The sequence below is a fragment of the Ruminococcus flavefaciens genome (assembly GCF_900119075.1).
GTDB lineage: Bacteria > Bacillota > Clostridia > Oscillospirales > Ruminococcaceae > Ruminococcus > Ruminococcus flavefaciens_Q.
In genome coordinates, this window is sequence record NZ_FPIP01000002.1 from 197,923 (window position 1) to 216,667 (window position 18,745).

Sequence of the window (18,745 nt, forward strand, 5' to 3'; positions counted from 1 at the left end):
AGTTGCAGACAGGAAATTCACTTATTAGCGTTATAGTTCCGATATATAAGATAGATAAGTACATAGGAATATGTATTGAAAGTCTGATAAATCAGACATATAAAAATCTGGAAATAATACTTGTTGACGACGGTTCTCCTGACAGATGTCCTGAAATATGTGACCTTTATGCCAAAAAGGATAATCGAATTAAAGTCATTCATAAAGAGAATGGCGGACTTGTTTCAGCACGCAAAGCTGGATTACTTGCTTCAAGCGGTGAATATGTCGGCTATGTAGATGGTGATGATTGGGTCGGAGCAGGTTTTTATGAAGCACTGTATACTTCAATCGTTACAAGTGATGCTGATATTGCCTGTGCTGGACAGAGCCGTGACCTTTTTGAACGGAGCGTTCATTTTACAAACAGCTTGCCATCAGGAATATATGAGGGAGCAAAGCTGGAAGAATTATATAGAAATATGATCTCCAACGGTGAGTTTTATCGTCCGGGAGTTACAACATATGTGTGGAATAAGCTTTTCAAGAGAGAAGTATTAATGGAAGCACAGCTCAATGTTGATGACAGAATCTCAATCGGAGAAGATGGTGCGGTAACGTATCCTGCATTGTTAGCTGCGAAAAAAGTGTGTATTACAGATAATTGCGCATATCATTATCGTCAGCGTGAGGATTCAATGCTTAAAAAGAGCGAATCCTTTGCTAATGAGGCTAAAAAGCTTAAGTATCTGTATGATTACTTGATTGATTTTGCTGAAAAGCATAATAATGAGTATGATATTATAAAGCAGATAACAGATTATGTACTAAGTATCTGTATTATCCGTTCAGGAGGAATACTTGACGGGACAGAGACAGAGTCTGAGTTTACTCCATATGGTTCAAAAATTGACGGAAAGAAGCTTGTTATATATAGCGCAGGCACTTTCGGACAGCAGCTTATGAATCGTTTCCTTGAAAATTCAAGATGCGATGTTGTTGGCTGGGTAGATGATGATTATTGGGAGTACAGACGCTGTTGCATGGACGTTGATTCTGTCGAAAGCATTACAAAGCTTGAATACGATTATGTTCTTATTGCAACAGTCGACAGAATACTTGCAAAGAATATAAGCAATAGACTTCTTGATTATGGTCTGAGTAAGGAAAAGATATTGATAGTGAGCTGCGACGAAGCTATCAGAGAGGAACTGCTTGGACGATATCTGAATTGTAAGTAAGGTATAACTATGAATGATACAGCAATAAGAATCCTGTCAGCAAAAGCAGGAGAGACACATCTGTTTTTTATCGGACAGGCAGGTTATGTAATAAAAAGCCGAAACGGACAGCTTATGGGTTTTGACCTTTGTCTTTCAGAATGCGTTGAGCGTGTTGAAGGACATATGGGCTTCAAGAGACTAATTCCAAAGATACTTGATCCTTTTGAATTGAGATTTGATTGCCTTGTAGCTACACATCCGCATTTCGATCATTTTGATATGGACGCAATACCGCAGATGATGAGTAATCATCATACTAAGCTTTTTGCTTCTGTAAACTGCGAAACAGAAGTGAAGCGCCTTATGATGACGGGCGAGAACACATCATATGTAAAGCCTGGAGACAGCGTGGATTGCGGTGATTTTCATATTGATTTTGTTGAATGTGATCATGGCAAGGGGGCTCCTGATGCTGTTGGAGCCGTTATTGCTGTAGACGGCAAAAAGATCTACATGGCAGGTGATACCTGCCTTAGAATGGATAGAGTTAATGATATCAAAAAAATTGGTCAGCTTGATGTAGTGATAGGACCGATAAACGGCGCATTTGGCAATATGAATGAAGAGGAATTTGCAGGATTTGCTCATGCGCTCGGGAGTAAACTCACAATACCATGTCATTTTGGTATGTTTGCTACCCATGGTGGTAATCCGGGAAGATTCCTTGAAATAATGAAAAAAGAATACCCTGACGATAAGGTGCTCTTGATGAGCCTTGGCGAAGGAATAATATTATAAGTATATAAGGAGAAGTAAAAATGGAAAGAGAGTTTGAAGGTAAGAAACTGCTTATACTTGGTGGAAATCCGGAGACAATCCCGCTTGTTGAAATAGCAAACAGTTGGGGGATAAAGACAATTGTTGCTTCTGCAAGACATACTGATCCTGCTAAGGCTTATGCATGGAAAGCATATGATTTTGAAGGCCTTGATGCAGGTGCTGTAATCAAGATCGCTACCGAAGAGAAGGTAGATGGTGTTCTTGTCGGAGTAGCTGACATTCTCGTACCTATGTACTGCAAGGTTTGTGAAGCACTTGATCTTCCTTGCTATGCAACACAGAAAATAGTTGATGTTTTTGCATTTAAGGATGTATTCAAGTCTACTTGCGAACACTATGGCGTTCATGGTATTCCTGAGTATTATCTTGATGCAGAAATGAAACGTGAAGATCTGGATAGGATCCAGTATCCTGTTATGATAAAGCCTGTTGATAACGGCGGCGGTGTCGGCATGACAGTTGCTTTTAATGAAGAAGAACTCAGAGAAGGCGTTAAGAAGGCACTTGATGCTTCTTACAAAAAGCGTTTCATCGTTGAGAAATATATGCAGTGCGAAGATATGGGAATGTATTACACATTCAAAGATGGCGTTTGCAGTGCGTCTTGTATCTATGATCGTTATACTACAGATGAACAGCCAGGCCTCAGCAGAGTATGTCTTGGCGGAACATATCCTTCAAAGCACCTCAATGAATACTTTAGTCGTATGCATGACAACGCTCTGCGTATGTTCAAGGAAATAGGAATTCAGAACGGTATACTTATGCTCTCGGGCTTCTATGAGAACGGAGAGTTTTATGTATATGATACAGGTTTCCGTCTTCAGGGCGAAGCTCCTCATCTTCTTATGAAAGCAATTCATGGCTTTGATCAGAGAGAAATGCTTATACGTTTTGCTCTTACAGGTTCAGAAGGTGATATTGATCTTACTAAGGACGACGATACAAGGCTCCGCGGCAAGTGGGCTGCTACAAAGTGGTTCTTGCTTAAGCAGGGCAAGATAGCTAAGATCGAGGGACTTAGCGACAGCGACCTTGAAAAGGACAGCTGCGTAGTTGCGAATATCCAGAGACTTCACGAGGGCGATACAGTAGTTCCGGAGTGGATCGGCAATGAGAAGCAGGTTCTCACAAGACTTTACCTTGTTTGCGATTCTAAGCAGGAGCTTGCTGATAAGCTTAATTACTATGAAGAAAAAGTTCGAGTATACGATGAGAATGGTAATAATATGCTTCTTAAGGGCTTTAATGCTGAAGAGGCACTGGAGTTAAAGTAATGGAATTACAGAGATTAAAAAATAAGGTAATTGTTATTTCTGGCGGTACCAAAGGTGTCGGAAGAACAATGGCTGAAGTTTGTGGACGTGAAGGCGCAAAGGTGGTTATTGGTGGTCGTGATGAAATGGCTGCAAGAGAAGCAATTAGAAATATACGTACATTCGGTTCTGATGGTATCTTTGTTCAGACAGACCTTAATAGTGTTGAGGATTGTAAGAATCTTTTTGATGAAGGCTATAAAGCGTTTGGAAAAATTGATGGATTCTTTAATTATGCCGGTATAACACCTGTTTCTCCGCTTGATACTTGTGATCAGAAAACATTTGATGATGTTATGAATATCAATTTCCGTGCTGCTTTTTTCTGTTGTCAGCAGGCAATAAAATATATGCGTATGAATGGCGGCGGTTCCATTGTTCTTACAGGTTCTGCTCATGCATGGAGCGGTGAAAAGGACAGAGCAGCTTATGCATGCAGCAAGGGCGTTTTGAGAACTCTTATGGAGCACATTGCTCATAATTATGCAACTGAGCAGATACGTTGCAATTACCTCACACTTGGTTGGACTCCTACTGAGGGTGAAGTAACATTAAGAAATTCTCAGGGAGAGAGTGAAGCAGAACTTAGAGCTCGTGCAGGTGCATATCTTCCGATGGGAAGAATGTGTGAGAGAACTGATTATATCGAAGGTATAATTTATATGCTTTCAGATGCAAGTTCGATGATGACCGGTAGTACGTTTAGAATTACTGCGGGTGAGTATATTAGTTGATATTGTATTTAAAGGTGAGAAGTGATGAATGAAGTTCAAAAAATACAGCTTGATTTATTAATTAAGTTTGATGAAGTATGCCGCAAACATAATTTAAGATATTATTTGGCATATGGTTCTTGCATTGGCGCAATGAGACATAAAGGATTTATTCCATGGGATCATGATGTTGATGTTCTTATGCCAATTGAAGATGCATTAAAACTATCAAAATATCAGGATGAATTTGGAAAGCGCTATTTTGTTTCTAACCGTCATACTGATTCAAAGTTTAAATGTATAAATATGAGATTGGTAGATAAGGATAATAGGAGTATTGTTAGAAAAAATGGTAAAATAATTGAAGACGATTACGTATGTATGGATATTTATCCGTTTTATAATTGTCCTCCCTCCAAGTTCGGTTTACTGGTTAATATATTTAGATCTCATCTTTATAAAATGCTTGTTGGAGGTGGACCTAAGAATCACGGTAAAATTGCGTCAATTATTTCTAAAATAATCCTTTTGGTATTTAATGAAAAAAATAGAGAACGAGACATCAAAAGAATAGAGAGAAAGCTTAGATATAATGGGAAAAGTTATGAAATAGCTGATTATTATGGATTAGATATAAAACTCTTTAGTGCAATTACCTATAAAAAAGAGTGGTTTGATAAACCTAAGGAATTGTTATTTGAAGGTCGTTATTTTTATGGACCAACAAATCCACATGCTTATTTAACGAAAAGATATGGCGATTATATGACACCGCCTAAAAAAACAGCAATAGCAGCAGAGGCTGTCGTGGAGTTAATAAAATAATAGGGAGATATTGAAATGGCTAATATTGGACTTTTAATCGCCGGAGGTTCCGGTAACAGAATGCATCAGGATATTCCGAAGCAGTTTTTAACTGTACATGAGCGTCCTGTAATCGTTTACACACTGGAGGCATTCCAGAATCATCCAGAGATAGATGCAATTGCTGTTGTATGTATCGAGGGATGGGATCAGGTGCTTTGGGCTTATGCAAAGCAGTTCAACATTACAAAGCTCAAGTATGTTGTTCCCGGAGGTAAAAACGGACAGGATTCTATCCGTAACGGCGTTTATGAGCTTGAAAAGCATTTTGATAAGGACGATATTGTTCTTATCCATGATGCTATCCGTCCTATGGTATCAGCAGAGATCATCTCTGATTGTATAGCTAAAACAAGAAAGTATGGAAATGCAATTACTGTAATTCCTTGTGCTGAAGCTATGATGCAGACAGAAAACGGTGAGGAATCAACAGGAAGCTATCCAAGAGACAACCTCAAGAGAACACAGACTCCTCAGGGCTTTACTATCGGTAAGATATGTGATCTTCACAGAAGAGCTCTTGAAGCAGGAATTACTAACTCAGTTGCATCATGTACACTTATGATAGAAATGGGCGAGCAGGTCCATTTTTCAGCAGGTTCTGAAAAGAACATCAAGCTTACAACAGTAGAAGACATTGATATATTCAAGGCGCTTCTTAAGGCAAAAAGATCAGACTGGTTAAAGGACTAATAATTATGAGTTTTTATAAAAGCGAAAACTACAAAAAGGATATTGAAATAGCTGTTAAAGCTACAGTAGGACTTGAAAAGCTGTATAATTCTTCTGTTCTTATTGCGGGCGGTTCGGGCCTTATTGGTTCATTTATGGCTGATATGCTTCTTTATGCAAATAAGCATATGAATGCCAACATTACAGTTTATGCAATGGATCTCAGTGCTGAAAGACTTGCAGCAAGATATGAAGGAATCAACACAGATAAACTTCATTTTGTTGAGCACAACGTAAATGAACTGCCAGACTTTGATTTTTCTGTTGATTATATTATTCATGCAGCAAGCCCTGCGTTTCCAGCAGCATTTAATAGTGATCCTGTTGGAACTGTAATGAGCAATATCCTCGGTACTAAGTATCTGCTTGACTACGGAAAGGATCATGGTACAAAGCGTATGCTCTATATCTCATCAGGTGAGGTGTACGGACAGGGAGACCTTAGTCTTGAATCATTTGAAGAATCATATGCAGGTTATGTTGATCCTACATCAGCGCGTTCATGCTATCCAAATGGCAAGAGAACGGCTGAGACACTTTGTGTTTCTTATACAAAGCAGTTTGGCATTGATACTGTTATAGTTCGACCAAGTCATACTTATGGACCGACTGTTACGAAGGCTGATAATCGTGCAAACGCTCAGTTTGTCAATAAAGGTCTTGCAGGAGAGGATATAGTCCTTAACAGCGCCGGTAATCAGATGCGCTCTTATACTTATCTTGCAGATTCCGCTTCAGCTATACTTTCTGTTCTTACAAGCGGAGAAAGCGGAAATGCCTATAATATCGCTAATTCCAATTCAAGAACAACGATAGCAGGTTTTGCAAAGGAAGTTGCTGCTCAGACAGGGACAAAGGTAATATTTGCTGATCCTGATGAAGTGGCAAAAGCGGAAATGACACCGATCGCTAAGCAGGTCCTCAGCAGTAAAAAACTTGAAGGACTTGGTTGGAAAGGTCAGTTTACGGTTGAAGAAGGTATTCGTCATACCTTGAATATCATGCGTGAACTTTAATTAACAGAGGGGATATTATGTTAGAGAGATTAAAAGAAGAAGTTTGTGCAGCAAATCTGGAACTTGTAGCCAGAGGAGTTGTAATATATACATGGGGAAATGTCAGCGGAATTGACCGCGAAAAAGGTCTTGTGGTAATCAAGCCATCGGGTGTTGACTATGCAGGTATGTGTCCTGATGATATGGTTATTGTTGATCTCGTTACGGGTGAAACTGTAGATGGCAAATGGAAGCCGTCATCAGATACTAAAACACATCTTGAGTTGTATCGTCAGTTTTCTGATATTGGTGGAATAACTCATACTCATTCTGTTAATGCAGTTGCATATGCACAGGCTGGAGTTGATATTCCAGCCCTTGGTACAACTCATGCTGATTATTTCTATGGAGTTATTCCATGTACTCGCGAGCTTACCAAAGACGAAGTCGAGGAAGATTACGAGCTTAATACAGGTAAGGTCATCGTTGAGACAATTAAACAGCGCGGCATAAAGCCGCTTGCTGTTCCCGGAATAGTTGTAAAAAATCATGGTCCCTTCTCATGGGGCAAGGATGCAAATGCATCTGTATATCATGCTGTAGTAATGGAAAAGGTTGCAGAGATGGATATTAAGACACTTCTCATAAATCCCAATGCCTCAATGCAGCAGTATATACTTGATAAGCACTATATGAGAAAGCATGGACCAAATGCTTATTATGGGCAAAACGAATAATTATAAGAATTATTTTTATAATATGTATAGCTTTTAATTGTTGAGGGAGAAGTATGGTTCATGACACATAAAGAATATAAAGAAATATTAAATTATGAATTATATCGTTTTTTTCATGGTAAACTTTCTATATTGCAAAAAATAAGAATTAAGTATTTTCAACCAAATACGAATTGTATATTGTTGTCTAGAAAAATGTGGTATTATTATCAAAAAGGTGGAGTTTATCGGTTTATTTCAAAATTATTGTATTTGAAAATATCTAGGAGGTATGGTTGTATAATTTTTCCAACTGCTCAGATTTCTAGAGGTTTTCATATTACTCATCCAACAGGGATAGTAATAGGGAACTGCAAAGTTGGAGAAAACTTTATGGTCTTTCAGAATTGTTGCATTGGAGGAAAAAAGCCAGGTGATGATTGGCCTTCGATTGGAAATAATGTGCAATTGTGTTCAGGGAGTATTATAATTGGCAATATTAAAATAGATGATAATGTTATTATAGGAGCTATGTCATTGGTTATAAAAGATATTAATGAACCAGGCACATATGCTGGTAATCCGTTGAAAAAAATTAAGTGAAAATATTTTTTATGATTAATAATAATTAATTAGGAAAAAAAGGTTTAATGAGAGGATTTGCTATGCTTATAAGTATTATTGTTCCAGTATATAAAGTTGAAAGATATCTGGATAAATGTGTTAAAAGTTTATTAAATCAAACATATAACGAAATAGAGATACTATTAATAGATGACGGGTCACCAGATTCTTGTCCAAAATTATGTGAAGAATATGCTGAAAAATATGAGGTTGTAAAATGCCTTCACAAAAGTAATGGTGGATTAAGTAGTGCAAGAAACTATGGTGTTTTATACGCAAGAGGTGAATATATAGCTTTTGTAGATTCTGATGATTATGTTGAAAAAACATATATTGAAGATATGGTAAAGTTAAAAGAGAAATTTGATGCGGATTTTGTTATTACAAGAACATCAAGAGAAAATGAAGATGGTAGTGGAAAAACTAAAGTTCCACCATTTGAGGCGTTTGTTACAAATAAAAATGAAGCATTATTTTATGTATATAGTCAAACAAAAGTAGGCTGGGCGGCATATGGAAAACTTTATCCGAAATCCGTTCTTTTAAAATATCCATTTCCAGATGGTTATTTTGAAGATTGTGCATGTATGTATAATATTATTAATGAATCTTCTAAAATTGCAATTGGAAATTATGGAAGTAACTATCATTATGTGCAGCATGAAGGAAGTATATTGATATCAAAGTTATCTCAGAAGCATTACAGAATATTTGAAATATGTAAGGAATTTGGTTGCTTTATTGATAGTAATTATCCCAATATGAGTATTTTGAAGGTTATGATGTATTATTTTGGAGTTGTTCAGCTTCTTACACTTCAAAAAATGTCATGGAAAAGCTATAAAAAAATTTTTATGAAGTATAGAAGGATGTTTAGGAATAATTATAAAAGTGTTCTAAGAGAAAAAAGAATAAGCAAACAAAAGAAAATATATATGTTGTTTTTATGTAGTAGACCAGAAATATTTTTGGCGCAGAGAAAAATAATTAATGCTTTAAAGCAAATACATAAAATGTAATAAAAAATCCTTTTTAACACAACATTCTATATGTAATTTGTTTAGTTAGAAAATAAATTATTACTTATAGTTAGGAGAGTTTGATGGCTTCTCAGATTACTTTGGCAAGTTCTTTTTTTTACAGCGTTATAACAATCTTTGTTTTTGTATTATCATTACTTGTTAAGAAATCTAACAGTAAAATATGTTTAGGCATTCTTTTATTTGTTATGTGCTTTGTAGCTGGATTTAGGAATATCAATGTTGGAAGAGATACAGCAGAATATGTCAAGATATTTAATATTAGTTATAATGGACTAACCTTTAACAAAGACCCAGGATTTAGCTTATTATGCAGAATACTTATGCATATATGTAACCATTATTCTTTTTTATTACTGTTTTTTTCGTTGATAATATATGGTTTTACCCTATTTAGATTTTGGGAATTACGTGATAAATCAGATTTTTGTATATCTGTTTTTTCTTTTTATTCGTTTTATTATTTTGAATCATTAAATATAATGAGGCAGTTTTGTGCCATTGCAATTGTTTTTTGGGGGACAAGATTTATAACAAAACGTAAATATTTGTTTTTTATTATTTCAGTGATTATTGCAACGTTATTTTTCCATAAAAGTGCAATTATAGGTGGATTGTATTTAGTCATGGAACTATTTTCATGGAAAGATTTAAAAAAGATACAGAGGTATTTTTTAGTTGTAATTATATCTATATCTGGAATAGGGTTTTTGACATTGAATGTTGCTGAATATACAAAACAATATGATCATTATTTTGACGTTAAGGAATCTAATGTAGGTATGAGAATACCGATGCTTTTATTTGCCTTTTTCCTATCTATCATTTTATATCGTCAGTATAAATATCCATTAAGCCGCTATGGAAAATACATTCATAATTATGAACAAGGTAGGGAATACGTTCTTCGTAATTCCAGATTATATTATCTTGTTGGATGTTTGTTGGCTTCCATAGGTTATTTTTATGATTTTATGGGAAGAATAGGATATTATTTTATTCTGTTTGTGTTTGTATATTTTGGAATTATATTTAAAGAAGATAAGAAGCATTTTAGGTTTTCTTCAAAACCTTTATTAGTATCCTTAATAATGTTTATTGTTGGATATGTTCTATATGGTTATTTATTTAAAATTAACGGCTCAGCTCATCATCCATACCATTTTGTGTGGTGTTGAAAGAATGCTAATGTTTAGGAGAATTCTTTATGTTTCAAAAGATTAAATATTTTGCTGCAAAAATAATAAATTGGATGATTATTACAAATTCCAAATATGTTTTTGCTGAACCACATCACAATGGAAAGTATGAAAAGCAAGATTTGATTAACTATTCAGGAGATTCGGTTCTTACATTTCTTGATTATTGTATAAAATCAAGAACAATGGATGAAAGTGTTTTTTTCCTTGTTATTTATGATGCTGAACGTATGAAAATATTGCAAGAATACTTGGATAAAAAAAATATAAGTAATGTCAGACTTTTATTGCATTATAGTGAATTCCCTGGATTTAAGAAAAAAATAGAATTGGTTAAATATTCCATTAAAAAAATGAAATCAAAAACTTGGATTTGTTCTTCTTTGGAACAAAATAAGAAATATGCTTTAAAGTCTCAAAATTTAGTATGTTTAGGATATTTTGTTTCATTTAAAAGTGACTATACATCAAATTCTTTCGCGTATGATTATTTACCCCAAAATTGGAAGTTGGTATGTAGTTCGTCTGTTTTTGATACAGTTACTAAATCTGCTGCATTTAATATACCTTATAATTGTTTTATGCCTTTAGGATTGGCAAGGAATGATTATTTATTTCAAATTAGTGATAAAAAACAAATGATAGAAGATTGGATTTATAAGAAAACAGCAAGTCATTATTCAAAAATAGTGATATATGCTCCAACTTTTAGGGATTACGAAAAGAATTCAAATAAAAAAAGAAATGTATGGGGATATGATTCAAATAAGCATATTATTGATGTTTTAGAGAAAAATGATGCTATAGTTATTGCGAAAATGCATTCATGGCAAAATATGGAAGTCGTATTGAATAATAATCAAAGAGTGATTTTTTTTGAACCGTCGTATGATTATACGATATATGACATTATGACAATTGCTGATTTGTTAATTACGGATTATTCATCTATAGGACTAGATTTTCTTTTAATAGATAAACCAGTAATCTACAATTTATATGATAAAGAGGAATACTTTGAAACACGTGGAATGTGTGTTGAACCTATTGAAGAAATATGTGGTGGAGAAATAGTAGAAAACGAAGCGGCTCTTGCTGATTGTATTAATCGTTGTTTGAAAGAAAATTATGAGTATAAGGAAAAAGAACGCGTAAAGAATTTATTCTTTAAATATAAGGATGGAAACTCATGTGCTCGTATTTGTGATTATTTAAAAGGAGCTAATGTAATTTGATGCAAAAAGTTAGAAAAGCAATAGATTTATACAAAAATATGAATCTGGTTGTAAAAGCTGGGTTATGGTTCATGTTAGTTACAGTAATAGATAAAGGAATTGCAGTTATAACACAGCCAATAATTAATAGAATACTAACTGTAGATGAGGTAGGTACTTTTGGTGTATATACTTCTTGGAGATCGGTTTTTGCAGTTTTAGCGACCTTTAATTTATTTGGTGGCGTACTTGAGGTGTATCTAACTAAGCAGAAAGATAAAAAAAATAGTATAGTTGCATCTCTCTGTTCTTTGAGCATATTAATTGCTTTTATTTTTTGGAGCGTGTTCTTTTTATTTGGTACATTTTTTTCAAATCTTTTAGGAATTAAAAAAGTATATTTTTTAATAATGGCAATAGCGGTTACATCAGATGCAATAATACAATTTTGGGCTGTGCCTAAGAGATTTGAGTATTCTTATAAAATATATGCGATTATAATAGTTGGATTATTTGCAACAAAAAGTTTTCTTAGTGTACTGTTGACATATTTAATGAAGAGCGAGCGCATTTTAGGAAGATTACTTGGATTAGTTATTCCAAATGTATGTGTTGCTCTAATATTATTATTTATTATCATTAGAAAAACTGAGAAAGAGGCAATATTTCAATATTGGAAAAGAGGCTTATTATTTAATCTTCCTCTTATTCCACATTACCTATCTTCAATATTATTAGCTTCTTCTGATAGAATTATGATACAGAAATTATCTAGTAATTCAGACGCAGGTTTATATACAGTTTCTTACTCATTTGCAAGTTTAGCCCTAATTGTGTTTAGTGCTTTAAATAGTACGTATAATCCTATTTCAATGAAAGCTATAAAGAATAAAGAATATGATGTGTTAAAAAGCTCGACGAATATTATTGTGCTTTTATCTGTAGTTTTTTCTATATTTATGATGCTGTTAGCACCTGAAGGATTATGGTTACTTGGCGGAGATGAATATTTGAGTTCATTAGATATCATTCCGGTACTTATTGTTGGAATCTTCTTTTCTTCATTTTATTTTGTTTTTTCTAATGTTGAATTTGTTTATGAGAAAAACAAATTGATTTTCCCAATAACTTTAATTGGTGCTGTTATAAATATTGTATTAAATTTTACCATAATACCATTGTTGGGATATAAAGTTGCAGCTTACACGACGTTCATCGGTTATTTATTTATAGCTGTAGCACATTATATAGCTAGTAGAAAAATAATAGGTGAAGATATTTATAATATAAAGAAATTAGCACTTCTGGTTTGTTTTCTTATATTAGGTGGTGTAATTTCAATGTTGTTATATGAATGTCATTATATTATAAGATATATTGTGTTGGTTATATTGACAATTATTCTGGTTTATATTGGTTTAAAAAATAAAAATGCTTTATTAAAAATGGTTATTAAGAAAAAAGAAAACAGTTAAACAGAATAAATATGTTTATTAGTTTTATATAAGGGGGCAATGTTAGAATATATGAAATGAGAAAAATTGTTAAGTGTATAAAATAAATAATAGAGGAGAAGAAAAATGAAAGCAATTAAAAGAAATATTCTGCTTAATCCGGGCCCGTCAACAACTACTGATACTGTAAAGTATGCTCAGGTAGTACCAGACATCTGTCCAAGGGAGAAAGACTTTGGTGGTCTCATGAAGGGATTACGTGAAGATCTTGTTAAGATAGTTCATGGTGATTTAGATAAGTACACGTCAGTGCTTTTCTGTGGAAGCGGTACAATTAATATTGATGTTTGTATCAACTCCTTACTTCCGGAAGGAAAGAAGGTATTAGTTGTTGACAACGGTGCATATAGTACAAGAGCCGTTGAGGTGTGCCAGTTCTATGGACTTCCGCATATTGACCTCAAGTTCCCTGTTGATCAGCGTCCTGATCTTGCAGTAGTTGAGGAAACTCTCAAGAATAATCCTGATATAGGTCTTGTTCACACAACACACAATGAGACAGGTACGGGTATTCTTAATCCTATTCGTGAAATAGGTGCTCTTGCTCACAAATACGGGGCTGTTTTTACTGTTGATACAACCTCTACTTACGCTATGCGTCCTATTGATATTGAAAAGGATAATATAGACTTCTGTATGGCTTCTGCACAGAAAGGACTTATGGCATTTACAGGTCTTTCGTTCGTAGTTGGAAACAGAGCTATAATTGAGAAGTCTAAGGACTATCCTAAACGTTCTTATTACTGCAATCTTTGGTTACAGTATGATTTCTTTGAGCGTACAGGAGAAATGCATTTTACACCGCCTGTTCAGACTATTTACTCGACAATCCAGGCTCTTAAGGAATACTGGGCTGAGGGTGAAGAGGCTAAGTGGGCAAGACATACTCGTGTATTCAATGCTATTAATAAAGGATTGGATGATCTCGGTTTCCGTCAGGTTATAAAGCCTGAGTGGCGAACAGGCCTTGTATCATCAGCTATTTATCCTGATGATCCTAACTGGAGTTTTGAAGCTGTTCATGATTACTGCTATGAGCGTGGATTTACGATTTATCCGGGCAAGATTTCTACGACTAATACATTCCGTCTTTGTGCACTTGGTGCTATTGATGAAGCTGATATCGTAGATTTCTTCAAAGTGTTCCGCGAAGCACTTGAAAAGAATAATATTGCAATTCCTGTTAAGTACAATGACTAAGGAGAATATAAAATGAAGACAGTTTATACTTGCTTTTGTACCGATGTTATCCATGAAGGACATCTCAATATCATAGAGAATGCCAAGAAATATGGAAGAGTAGTTGTAGGTGCTCTTTGTGACAAGGAACTTATCCGTTTTAATAAGTTTCCAACTACAACTCTTGAGGAACGTGTTAAGCTTTATAAGGAAATAGATGGGGTAGATGAGGTAATTGTACAGAATGATTCAATGTACAATGATGTTATTGCTTCATTAAAGCCTGATTATGTAATTCATGGTGATAACTGGAAAGAAGGACCGGAATCATCTATAAGAAATAATGTTGTTAAGAAGCTTGCTGAGTATGGCGGCGAAGTAATAGATGTTCCTTATACTTACAATCCAAAGGTCAAGAAAATAGATGCTCAGCTCAAAGAAAAGCTTGCTATGCCTGAGTACAGAAGAAAGCGCCTTCGTCAGCTTATAGAAATGGGCCATGTAGTAAAGACAATAGAGGCTCATAGCGGTCTTACAGGTCTTATTGCTGAAAAGACTGTTGTTGAGCATGAGGGACAGTTATATCAGTTTGATGCTATGTGGGTATCATCTCTCTGTGATTCAACCGCAAAGGGTAAGCCTGATATAGAGCTTGTTGACATGACTTCACGTTTCCGTACTATCGACGATATCATGGAAGTTACTACAAAGCCTATCATTTTTGACGGCGATACAGGTGGACTTACAGAGCATTTCGTATACACAGTGCGTTCGCTTGAAAGAATGGGCGTAAGTGCTGTTATTATCGAAGACAAAAAGGGACTCAAGAAGAATTCTCTCTTCGGTACAGAGGTTAAGCAGACACAGGCTACTATCGAGGAAATGAGCGCAAAGATTGCAGCAGGTAAGGCTGCACAGCTTTCTGATGACTTCATGATCATTGCACGTATTGAAAGTCTTATCCTTGAACAGGGTATGGAAGACGCACTTGCGAGAGCTTTTGCTTTTGTTGAGGCAGGTGCAGACGGTATTATGATTCACAGCAGAAAGAAAGATCCTGCTGAGATTGTTGAATTCTGTGATAAATTCCGTGAAAAGGACAAGAAAACGCCTATCGTCGTTGTTCCTTCTTCATTCAACACTATCACTGAGGACGAGCTTGCTGCTCACGGCGTAAATATCGTTATTTATGCAAATCAGCTTACAAGAAGCGCATTCCCTGCAATGCAGAAGACAGCTGAGGATATCCTTCGTTATCATAGAGCTAAAGAAGTTGATGACAGGCTTATGTCAATCAAGAATATTATTACACTCATAGACGAGTTATAAGGTGATAAAAATGGCAAAAGAGATAGCAATACTTATGGCGGCAGGACTTGGTTCGAGAATGAGACCTCTTACAGAAAAAGTCCCTAAGCCACTTGTAAAGGCATATGGACGTTCGATGATAGATACAGTCATAAGTGGACTTGAAAAGCGCGGAGTAGAGCATATTTATGTTGTTGTAGGTTATCTCGGTGAACAGATACGTGCTTTTGCTCAGAAGTATTCCAACGTTACTGTTGTCGAGAATAAGGAATATAACGAAAAGAATAATATCTCATCAATACACGCTGTTGCAGAAGAGATGAAAACAGCAAATTGCTTTATATGCGAAGCTGATTTGTTTGTGTCTGATCCTTCTATATTTGAAGCAAAACTTGAAAACTCATGCTACTATGGAAAAATGGTAAAGGGCTATTCAGATGATTGGGTATTCGATCTTGATGACAATGGCTTCATAATAAGAGTTGGAAAATGCGGTACTGATACCTATAATATGGTAGGCGTATCATACTTCAAGCAGAAGGACGCTGAGATAATTGCAAATGCTGTTCTTGAAGCATACAAGCATGAAGGACATGAGCAGCTGTATTGGGACGAGATAGTAGATCAGCAGCTGGATAAACTCAAACTTGTTATCAATCCTGTTACAGCTGAACAGATAGTTGAAATAGACTCTGTTGATGAATTGGCAGAATTTGACCCTGATTATGAAAAATACAATTAAGGAGTAAGCAATGAAGGTTGAAAGCTTAGTAAAGATCATAGGCGCTGACTTCTACACAGGTGTTCCTGACAGTCAGCTCAAGGCTCTTTGTAATTACCTTATGGATACATACGGTATTGATCAGAAGCATCATATAATCGCTGCAAACGAAGGCAATTGTACTGCTCTTGCAGCAGGTTATCATCTTGCAACCGGCAAGGTACCTGTAGTATATATGCAGAATTCCGGTGAGGGAAATATCATCAATCCGGTAGCTTCACTGCTCAATGATAAGGTTTACGCTATTCCTATGATATTCATTGTTGGATGGAGAGGAGAGCCAGGTGTTCACGATGAGCCTCAGCATATCTATCAGGGAGAGGTTACAGTAAAGCTTCTTGATGATATGGATATAAAGTCATTTATCATAAGCAAAGACACTACTGAAGAAGAACTGGGAGCTGTTATGGCTGATTTCCGTAATCTTCTTGCAAATGGTAAGCAGGTAGCTTTCGTTGTCCGTAAGGGAGCTCTTACAAATGCTCCTGAGGTTGAGTATAAGAACGATAACAAGATGATACGCGAGGAGATAATCCAGCACATCGTAAAGGCTACAGGCGAGGATCCAATAGTATCTACAACAGGTAAGCCAAGCCGTGAGCTTTTTGAGACTCGTGTTGCAAACGGTCAGAGTCATAAGTACGACTTCCTTACTGTTGGCTCTATGGGACATACCTCATCTATAGCACTAGGAGTTGCGATCAACAAGCCAAATCAGCGTATCTGGTGTGTTGACGGTGACGGCGCAGTTCTTATGCATATGGGAAGTATGGCAGTTCTCGGAGCAAATGCACCTAAGAATGTAGTACATGTTGTTATTAATAATGGTGCTCATGAGACTGTTGGCGGTATGCCTACAGTTGCTGCTAAGATAGACCTTGTAGCTATTGCAAAGGCTTGCGGATATCCTAATGCTGTATGTGTGGATAATTTTGCAGACCTTGACAAGGAGCTTGAAGCTGCTAAATCAAGAAATGAACTTTCGTTTATTGAGGTCAAGTGCTCTATAGGAGCTCGTGATGATCTTGGCAGACCGACTACAACTGCTCTTGAGAATAAGCAGAATTTTATGGATTATCTTAAGACAATATAATGTTTGTATTATAGAGATTTCAAGAATAAGGAAGTATTACCCTATGATTATGGAATTTCTAAGAATTGACATATATATTAATATTGGTGCGATAGGAAAAAGAGAAACTCTGTATACTAAGTAATTCAAATGTGAACTTGATTTTTTAATAAAGCTGTCCTTAGGGACAGCTTTTAAGTAAGAGGAATGATATGAAACACAAAACAACAGAAATACTGAATATGCTCCATCAGGAGCATATATCAGCATATATGAACACGCTATCCGGCGAAGATCAGCTTGCTATGGTCAAGCAGATAGAAAACCTTGATTTTTCAGTATTAAGTGCTGGTGAAACCAATGAAGTACGCGGTAAATTTGCCCCATTGTTTGCGACAACTCTAAATGAGATAAGTAACGAAAGTGAAAAGTTTACAGAATTAGGAGTGAAAGCTATAAAGGAAGGTAAAGTTGGTGCTGTGCTGCTTGCAGGAGGCCAAGGAAGTCGACTTGGCTTTGATCATCCGAAGGGAATGTTCAATATCGGCGTTGAGCACGAATTGTTCATTTTTGAATGCCTTATCAATAATCTTCTTGAAGTTACGAAAAAGGCTGGTGCATGGGTTCCTCTGTTTATAATGACAAGTGTTGATAATAATAAAGAAACAAGGGAATTTTTTGAAAAACATAATTATTTCGGTTATAGTAATGAAAATGTGTGGTTTTTTGTTCAGGAACAGCTTCCAACAGTTGATACGAATGGAAAGCTTATGTTATCTGAAAGCGGAAATATATTGACTGCTCCTAATGGCAATGGTGGATGGTATGCTTCTATGGCGAAGACAGGTATGCTGAAAGTTGTTCAGGAAGCTAAGATAGAATGGCTTAACGTATTCGCAGTTGATAATGTTCTTCAGCGTATAGCAGATCCATGTTTTATTGGTGCAGTAATCAATTCTGGAAAAGTGTCTGGAGCGAAGGTCGTAGCTAAGGCTGCTCCTGAAGAAAAAGTCGGAGTTCTTTGCCTTGAAGAAGGAAGACCATCGATCGTTGAATATTATGAGATGACCGATGAAATGCTTCATAGTCGTGAAGCAGATGGGACTTTATCTTACAATTATGGAGTAACATTGAATTATCTTTTCCGTGTAGATAAGCTGAATAATACGCTTTCAGTAAAGTTGCCTCTTCATCGTGCATTTAAGAAGATAAAGCATATGAATGAAAAAGGTGAGATCATAACACCTGATGAGCCAAATGCATATAAGTTTGAAACACTTGTGCTTGATATGGTTAAGCTTCAGGATGATTGCCTCGCATATGAGGTCGATAGAAATAAGGAGTTTGCGCCTGTAAAGAATAAGACAGGTGTGGATTCGGTTGATACGGCAAGAGAGTTACTTCGATTAAACGGAATTGAATTATAAGTGGAGGTA

Annotated in this window: 18 protein-coding genes; all 18 read left to right on the top strand. The window is 35.7% G+C overall.

Going from position 1 to position 18,745, the window contains the following annotated elements; genetic code table 11:
- Positions 1-2: 2 nt before the first annotated feature.
- A complete protein-coding gene (locus BT105_RS03730; RefSeq protein WP_072299486.1) occupies positions 3-1,220 on the top strand; it encodes a glycosyltransferase family 2 protein in 1,218 nt (405 codons plus the stop codon).
- A 9-nt stretch (positions 1,221-1,229) separates the two neighbouring features.
- Positions 1,230-2,000: an MBL fold metallo-hydrolase gene (locus tag BT105_RS03735; protein ID WP_072299487.1), complete on the top strand. Its 771-nt coding sequence runs from the start codon at positions 1,230-1,232 to the stop codon at positions 1,998-2,000.
- A gap of 20 nt (positions 2,001-2,020) precedes the next feature.
- Complete coding sequence (locus tag BT105_RS03740) at positions 2,021-3,319, top strand: ATP-grasp domain-containing protein (protein ID WP_072299488.1); 1,299 nt, start codon at positions 2,021-2,023, stop codon at positions 3,317-3,319.
- Positions 3,319-4,092 (top strand): SDR family NAD(P)-dependent oxidoreductase, encoded by a 774-nt coding sequence (locus BT105_RS03745; protein WP_072299489.1) that lies wholly within the window; start codon positions 3,319-3,321, stop codon positions 4,090-4,092. Before BT105_RS03740 ends, BT105_RS03745 begins: the two co-directional genes overlap by 1 nt.
- Positions 4,093-4,116: 24 nt before the next feature.
- A complete protein-coding gene (locus BT105_RS03750) occupies positions 4,117-4,896 on the top strand; it encodes a LicD family protein (protein WP_072299490.1) in 780 nt (259 codons plus the stop codon).
- Between the two features lie 15 nt (positions 4,897-4,911).
- Positions 4,912-5,628, top strand: a complete 717-nt coding sequence (locus tag BT105_RS03755) for an IspD/TarI family cytidylyltransferase (RefSeq protein ID WP_072299491.1) — start codon at positions 4,912-4,914, stop codon at positions 5,626-5,628.
- Between the two features lie 5 nt (positions 5,629-5,633).
- Entirely contained in the window at positions 5,634-6,683 is a 1,050-nt protein-coding gene (locus tag BT105_RS03760; RefSeq protein WP_072299492.1) for an NAD-dependent epimerase/dehydratase family protein, read from the top strand.
- Positions 6,684-6,700: 17 nt separating this feature from the next.
- Entirely contained in the window at positions 6,701-7,399 is a 699-nt protein-coding gene (locus BT105_RS03765) for an L-ribulose-5-phosphate 4-epimerase (RefSeq protein WP_072299493.1), read from the top strand.
- Between the two features lie 60 nt (positions 7,400-7,459).
- Positions 7,460-7,981 (top strand): serine acetyltransferase, encoded by a 522-nt coding sequence (locus tag BT105_RS03770; RefSeq protein ID WP_072299494.1) that lies wholly within the window; start codon positions 7,460-7,462, stop codon positions 7,979-7,981.
- 47 nt (positions 7,982-8,028) lie between these two features.
- Positions 8,029-9,021: a glycosyltransferase family 2 protein gene (locus BT105_RS03775; RefSeq protein WP_072299495.1), complete on the top strand. Its 993-nt coding sequence runs from the start codon at positions 8,029-8,031 to the stop codon at positions 9,019-9,021.
- Between the two features lie 83 nt (positions 9,022-9,104).
- The gene (locus tag BT105_RS03780) at positions 9,105-10,220 is read left to right on the top strand and encodes an EpsG family protein (protein ID WP_072299496.1); all 1,116 of its coding nucleotides are present in this window, start codon (positions 9,105-9,107) and stop codon (positions 10,218-10,220) included.
- A 29-nt stretch (positions 10,221-10,249) separates the two neighbouring features.
- Positions 10,250-11,476, top strand: a complete 1,227-nt coding sequence (locus tag BT105_RS03785; RefSeq protein ID WP_072299497.1) for a CDP-glycerol glycerophosphotransferase family protein — start codon at positions 10,250-10,252, stop codon at positions 11,474-11,476.
- Positions 11,476-12,930 carry an oligosaccharide flippase family protein gene (locus BT105_RS03790; RefSeq protein ID WP_072299498.1) on the top strand — a complete coding sequence of 485 codons (1,455 nt, stop codon included), beginning with the start codon at positions 11,476-11,478 and terminating at the stop codon, positions 12,928-12,930. The genes BT105_RS03785 and BT105_RS03790 overlap by 1 nt, the downstream gene beginning before the upstream one ends.
- A 105-nt stretch (positions 12,931-13,035) precedes the next feature.
- A complete protein-coding gene (locus tag BT105_RS03795) occupies positions 13,036-14,169 on the top strand; it encodes a 2-aminoethylphosphonate aminotransferase (RefSeq protein ID WP_072299499.1) in 1,134 nt (377 codons plus the stop codon).
- 12 nt (positions 14,170-14,181) lie between these two features.
- Positions 14,182-15,477, top strand: coding sequence for a phosphoenolpyruvate mutase (gene aepX, locus BT105_RS03800; protein WP_072299500.1), 1,296 nt, complete (start codon positions 14,182-14,184; stop codon positions 15,475-15,477).
- Between the two features lie 10 nt (positions 15,478-15,487).
- Positions 15,488-16,198, top strand: coding sequence for a phosphocholine cytidylyltransferase family protein (locus BT105_RS03805; RefSeq protein WP_072299501.1), 711 nt, complete (start codon positions 15,488-15,490; stop codon positions 16,196-16,198).
- A gap of 10 nt (positions 16,199-16,208) precedes the next feature.
- Positions 16,209-17,330: a phosphonopyruvate decarboxylase gene (gene aepY / locus BT105_RS03810; protein WP_072299502.1), complete on the top strand. Its 1,122-nt coding sequence runs from the start codon at positions 16,209-16,211 to the stop codon at positions 17,328-17,330.
- Positions 17,331-17,521: 191 nt separating this feature from the next.
- Positions 17,522-18,736 carry a UTP--glucose-1-phosphate uridylyltransferase gene (locus tag BT105_RS03815; RefSeq protein WP_072299503.1) on the top strand — a complete coding sequence of 405 codons (1,215 nt, stop codon included), beginning with the start codon at positions 17,522-17,524 and terminating at the stop codon, positions 18,734-18,736.
- The last annotated feature ends 9 nt before the right edge of the window (positions 18,737-18,745 follow it).

Coding starts and splice junctions, on each gene's coding strand:
- BT105_RS03735 (WP_072299487.1), top strand. CDS start 1,230: ATGAATGATACAGCAATAAGAATCCTGTCAGCAAAAGCAGGAGAGACA.
- BT105_RS03740 (WP_072299488.1), top strand. CDS start 2,021: ATGGAAAGAGAGTTTGAAGGTAAGAAACTGCTTATACTTGGTGGAAAT.
- BT105_RS03745 (WP_072299489.1), top strand. CDS start 3,319: ATGGAATTACAGAGATTAAAAAATAAGGTAATTGTTATTTCTGGCGGT.
- BT105_RS03750 (WP_072299490.1), top strand. CDS start 4,117: ATGAATGAAGTTCAAAAAATACAGCTTGATTTATTAATTAAGTTTGAT.
- BT105_RS03755 (WP_072299491.1), top strand. CDS start 4,912: ATGGCTAATATTGGACTTTTAATCGCCGGAGGTTCCGGTAACAGAATG.
- BT105_RS03760 (WP_072299492.1), top strand. CDS start 5,634: ATGAGTTTTTATAAAAGCGAAAACTACAAAAAGGATATTGAAATAGCT.
- BT105_RS03765 (WP_072299493.1), top strand. CDS start 6,701: ATGTTAGAGAGATTAAAAGAAGAAGTTTGTGCAGCAAATCTGGAACTT.
- BT105_RS03770 (WP_072299494.1), top strand. CDS start 7,460: ATGACACATAAAGAATATAAAGAAATATTAAATTATGAATTATATCGT.
- BT105_RS03775 (WP_072299495.1), top strand. CDS start 8,029: ATGAGAGGATTTGCTATGCTTATAAGTATTATTGTTCCAGTATATAAA.
- BT105_RS03780 (WP_072299496.1), top strand. CDS start 9,105: ATGGCTTCTCAGATTACTTTGGCAAGTTCTTTTTTTTACAGCGTTATA.
- BT105_RS03785 (WP_072299497.1), top strand. CDS start 10,250: ATGTTTCAAAAGATTAAATATTTTGCTGCAAAAATAATAAATTGGATG.
- BT105_RS03790 (WP_072299498.1), top strand. CDS start 11,476: ATGCAAAAAGTTAGAAAAGCAATAGATTTATACAAAAATATGAATCTG.
- BT105_RS03795 (WP_072299499.1), top strand. CDS start 13,036: ATGAAAGCAATTAAAAGAAATATTCTGCTTAATCCGGGCCCGTCAACA.
- aepX (WP_072299500.1), top strand. CDS start 14,182: ATGAAGACAGTTTATACTTGCTTTTGTACCGATGTTATCCATGAAGGA.
- BT105_RS03805 (WP_072299501.1), top strand. CDS start 15,488: ATGGCAAAAGAGATAGCAATACTTATGGCGGCAGGACTTGGTTCGAGA.
- aepY (WP_072299502.1), top strand. CDS start 16,209: ATGAAGGTTGAAAGCTTAGTAAAGATCATAGGCGCTGACTTCTACACA.
- BT105_RS03815 (WP_072299503.1), top strand. CDS start 17,522: ATGAAACACAAAACAACAGAAATACTGAATATGCTCCATCAGGAGCAT.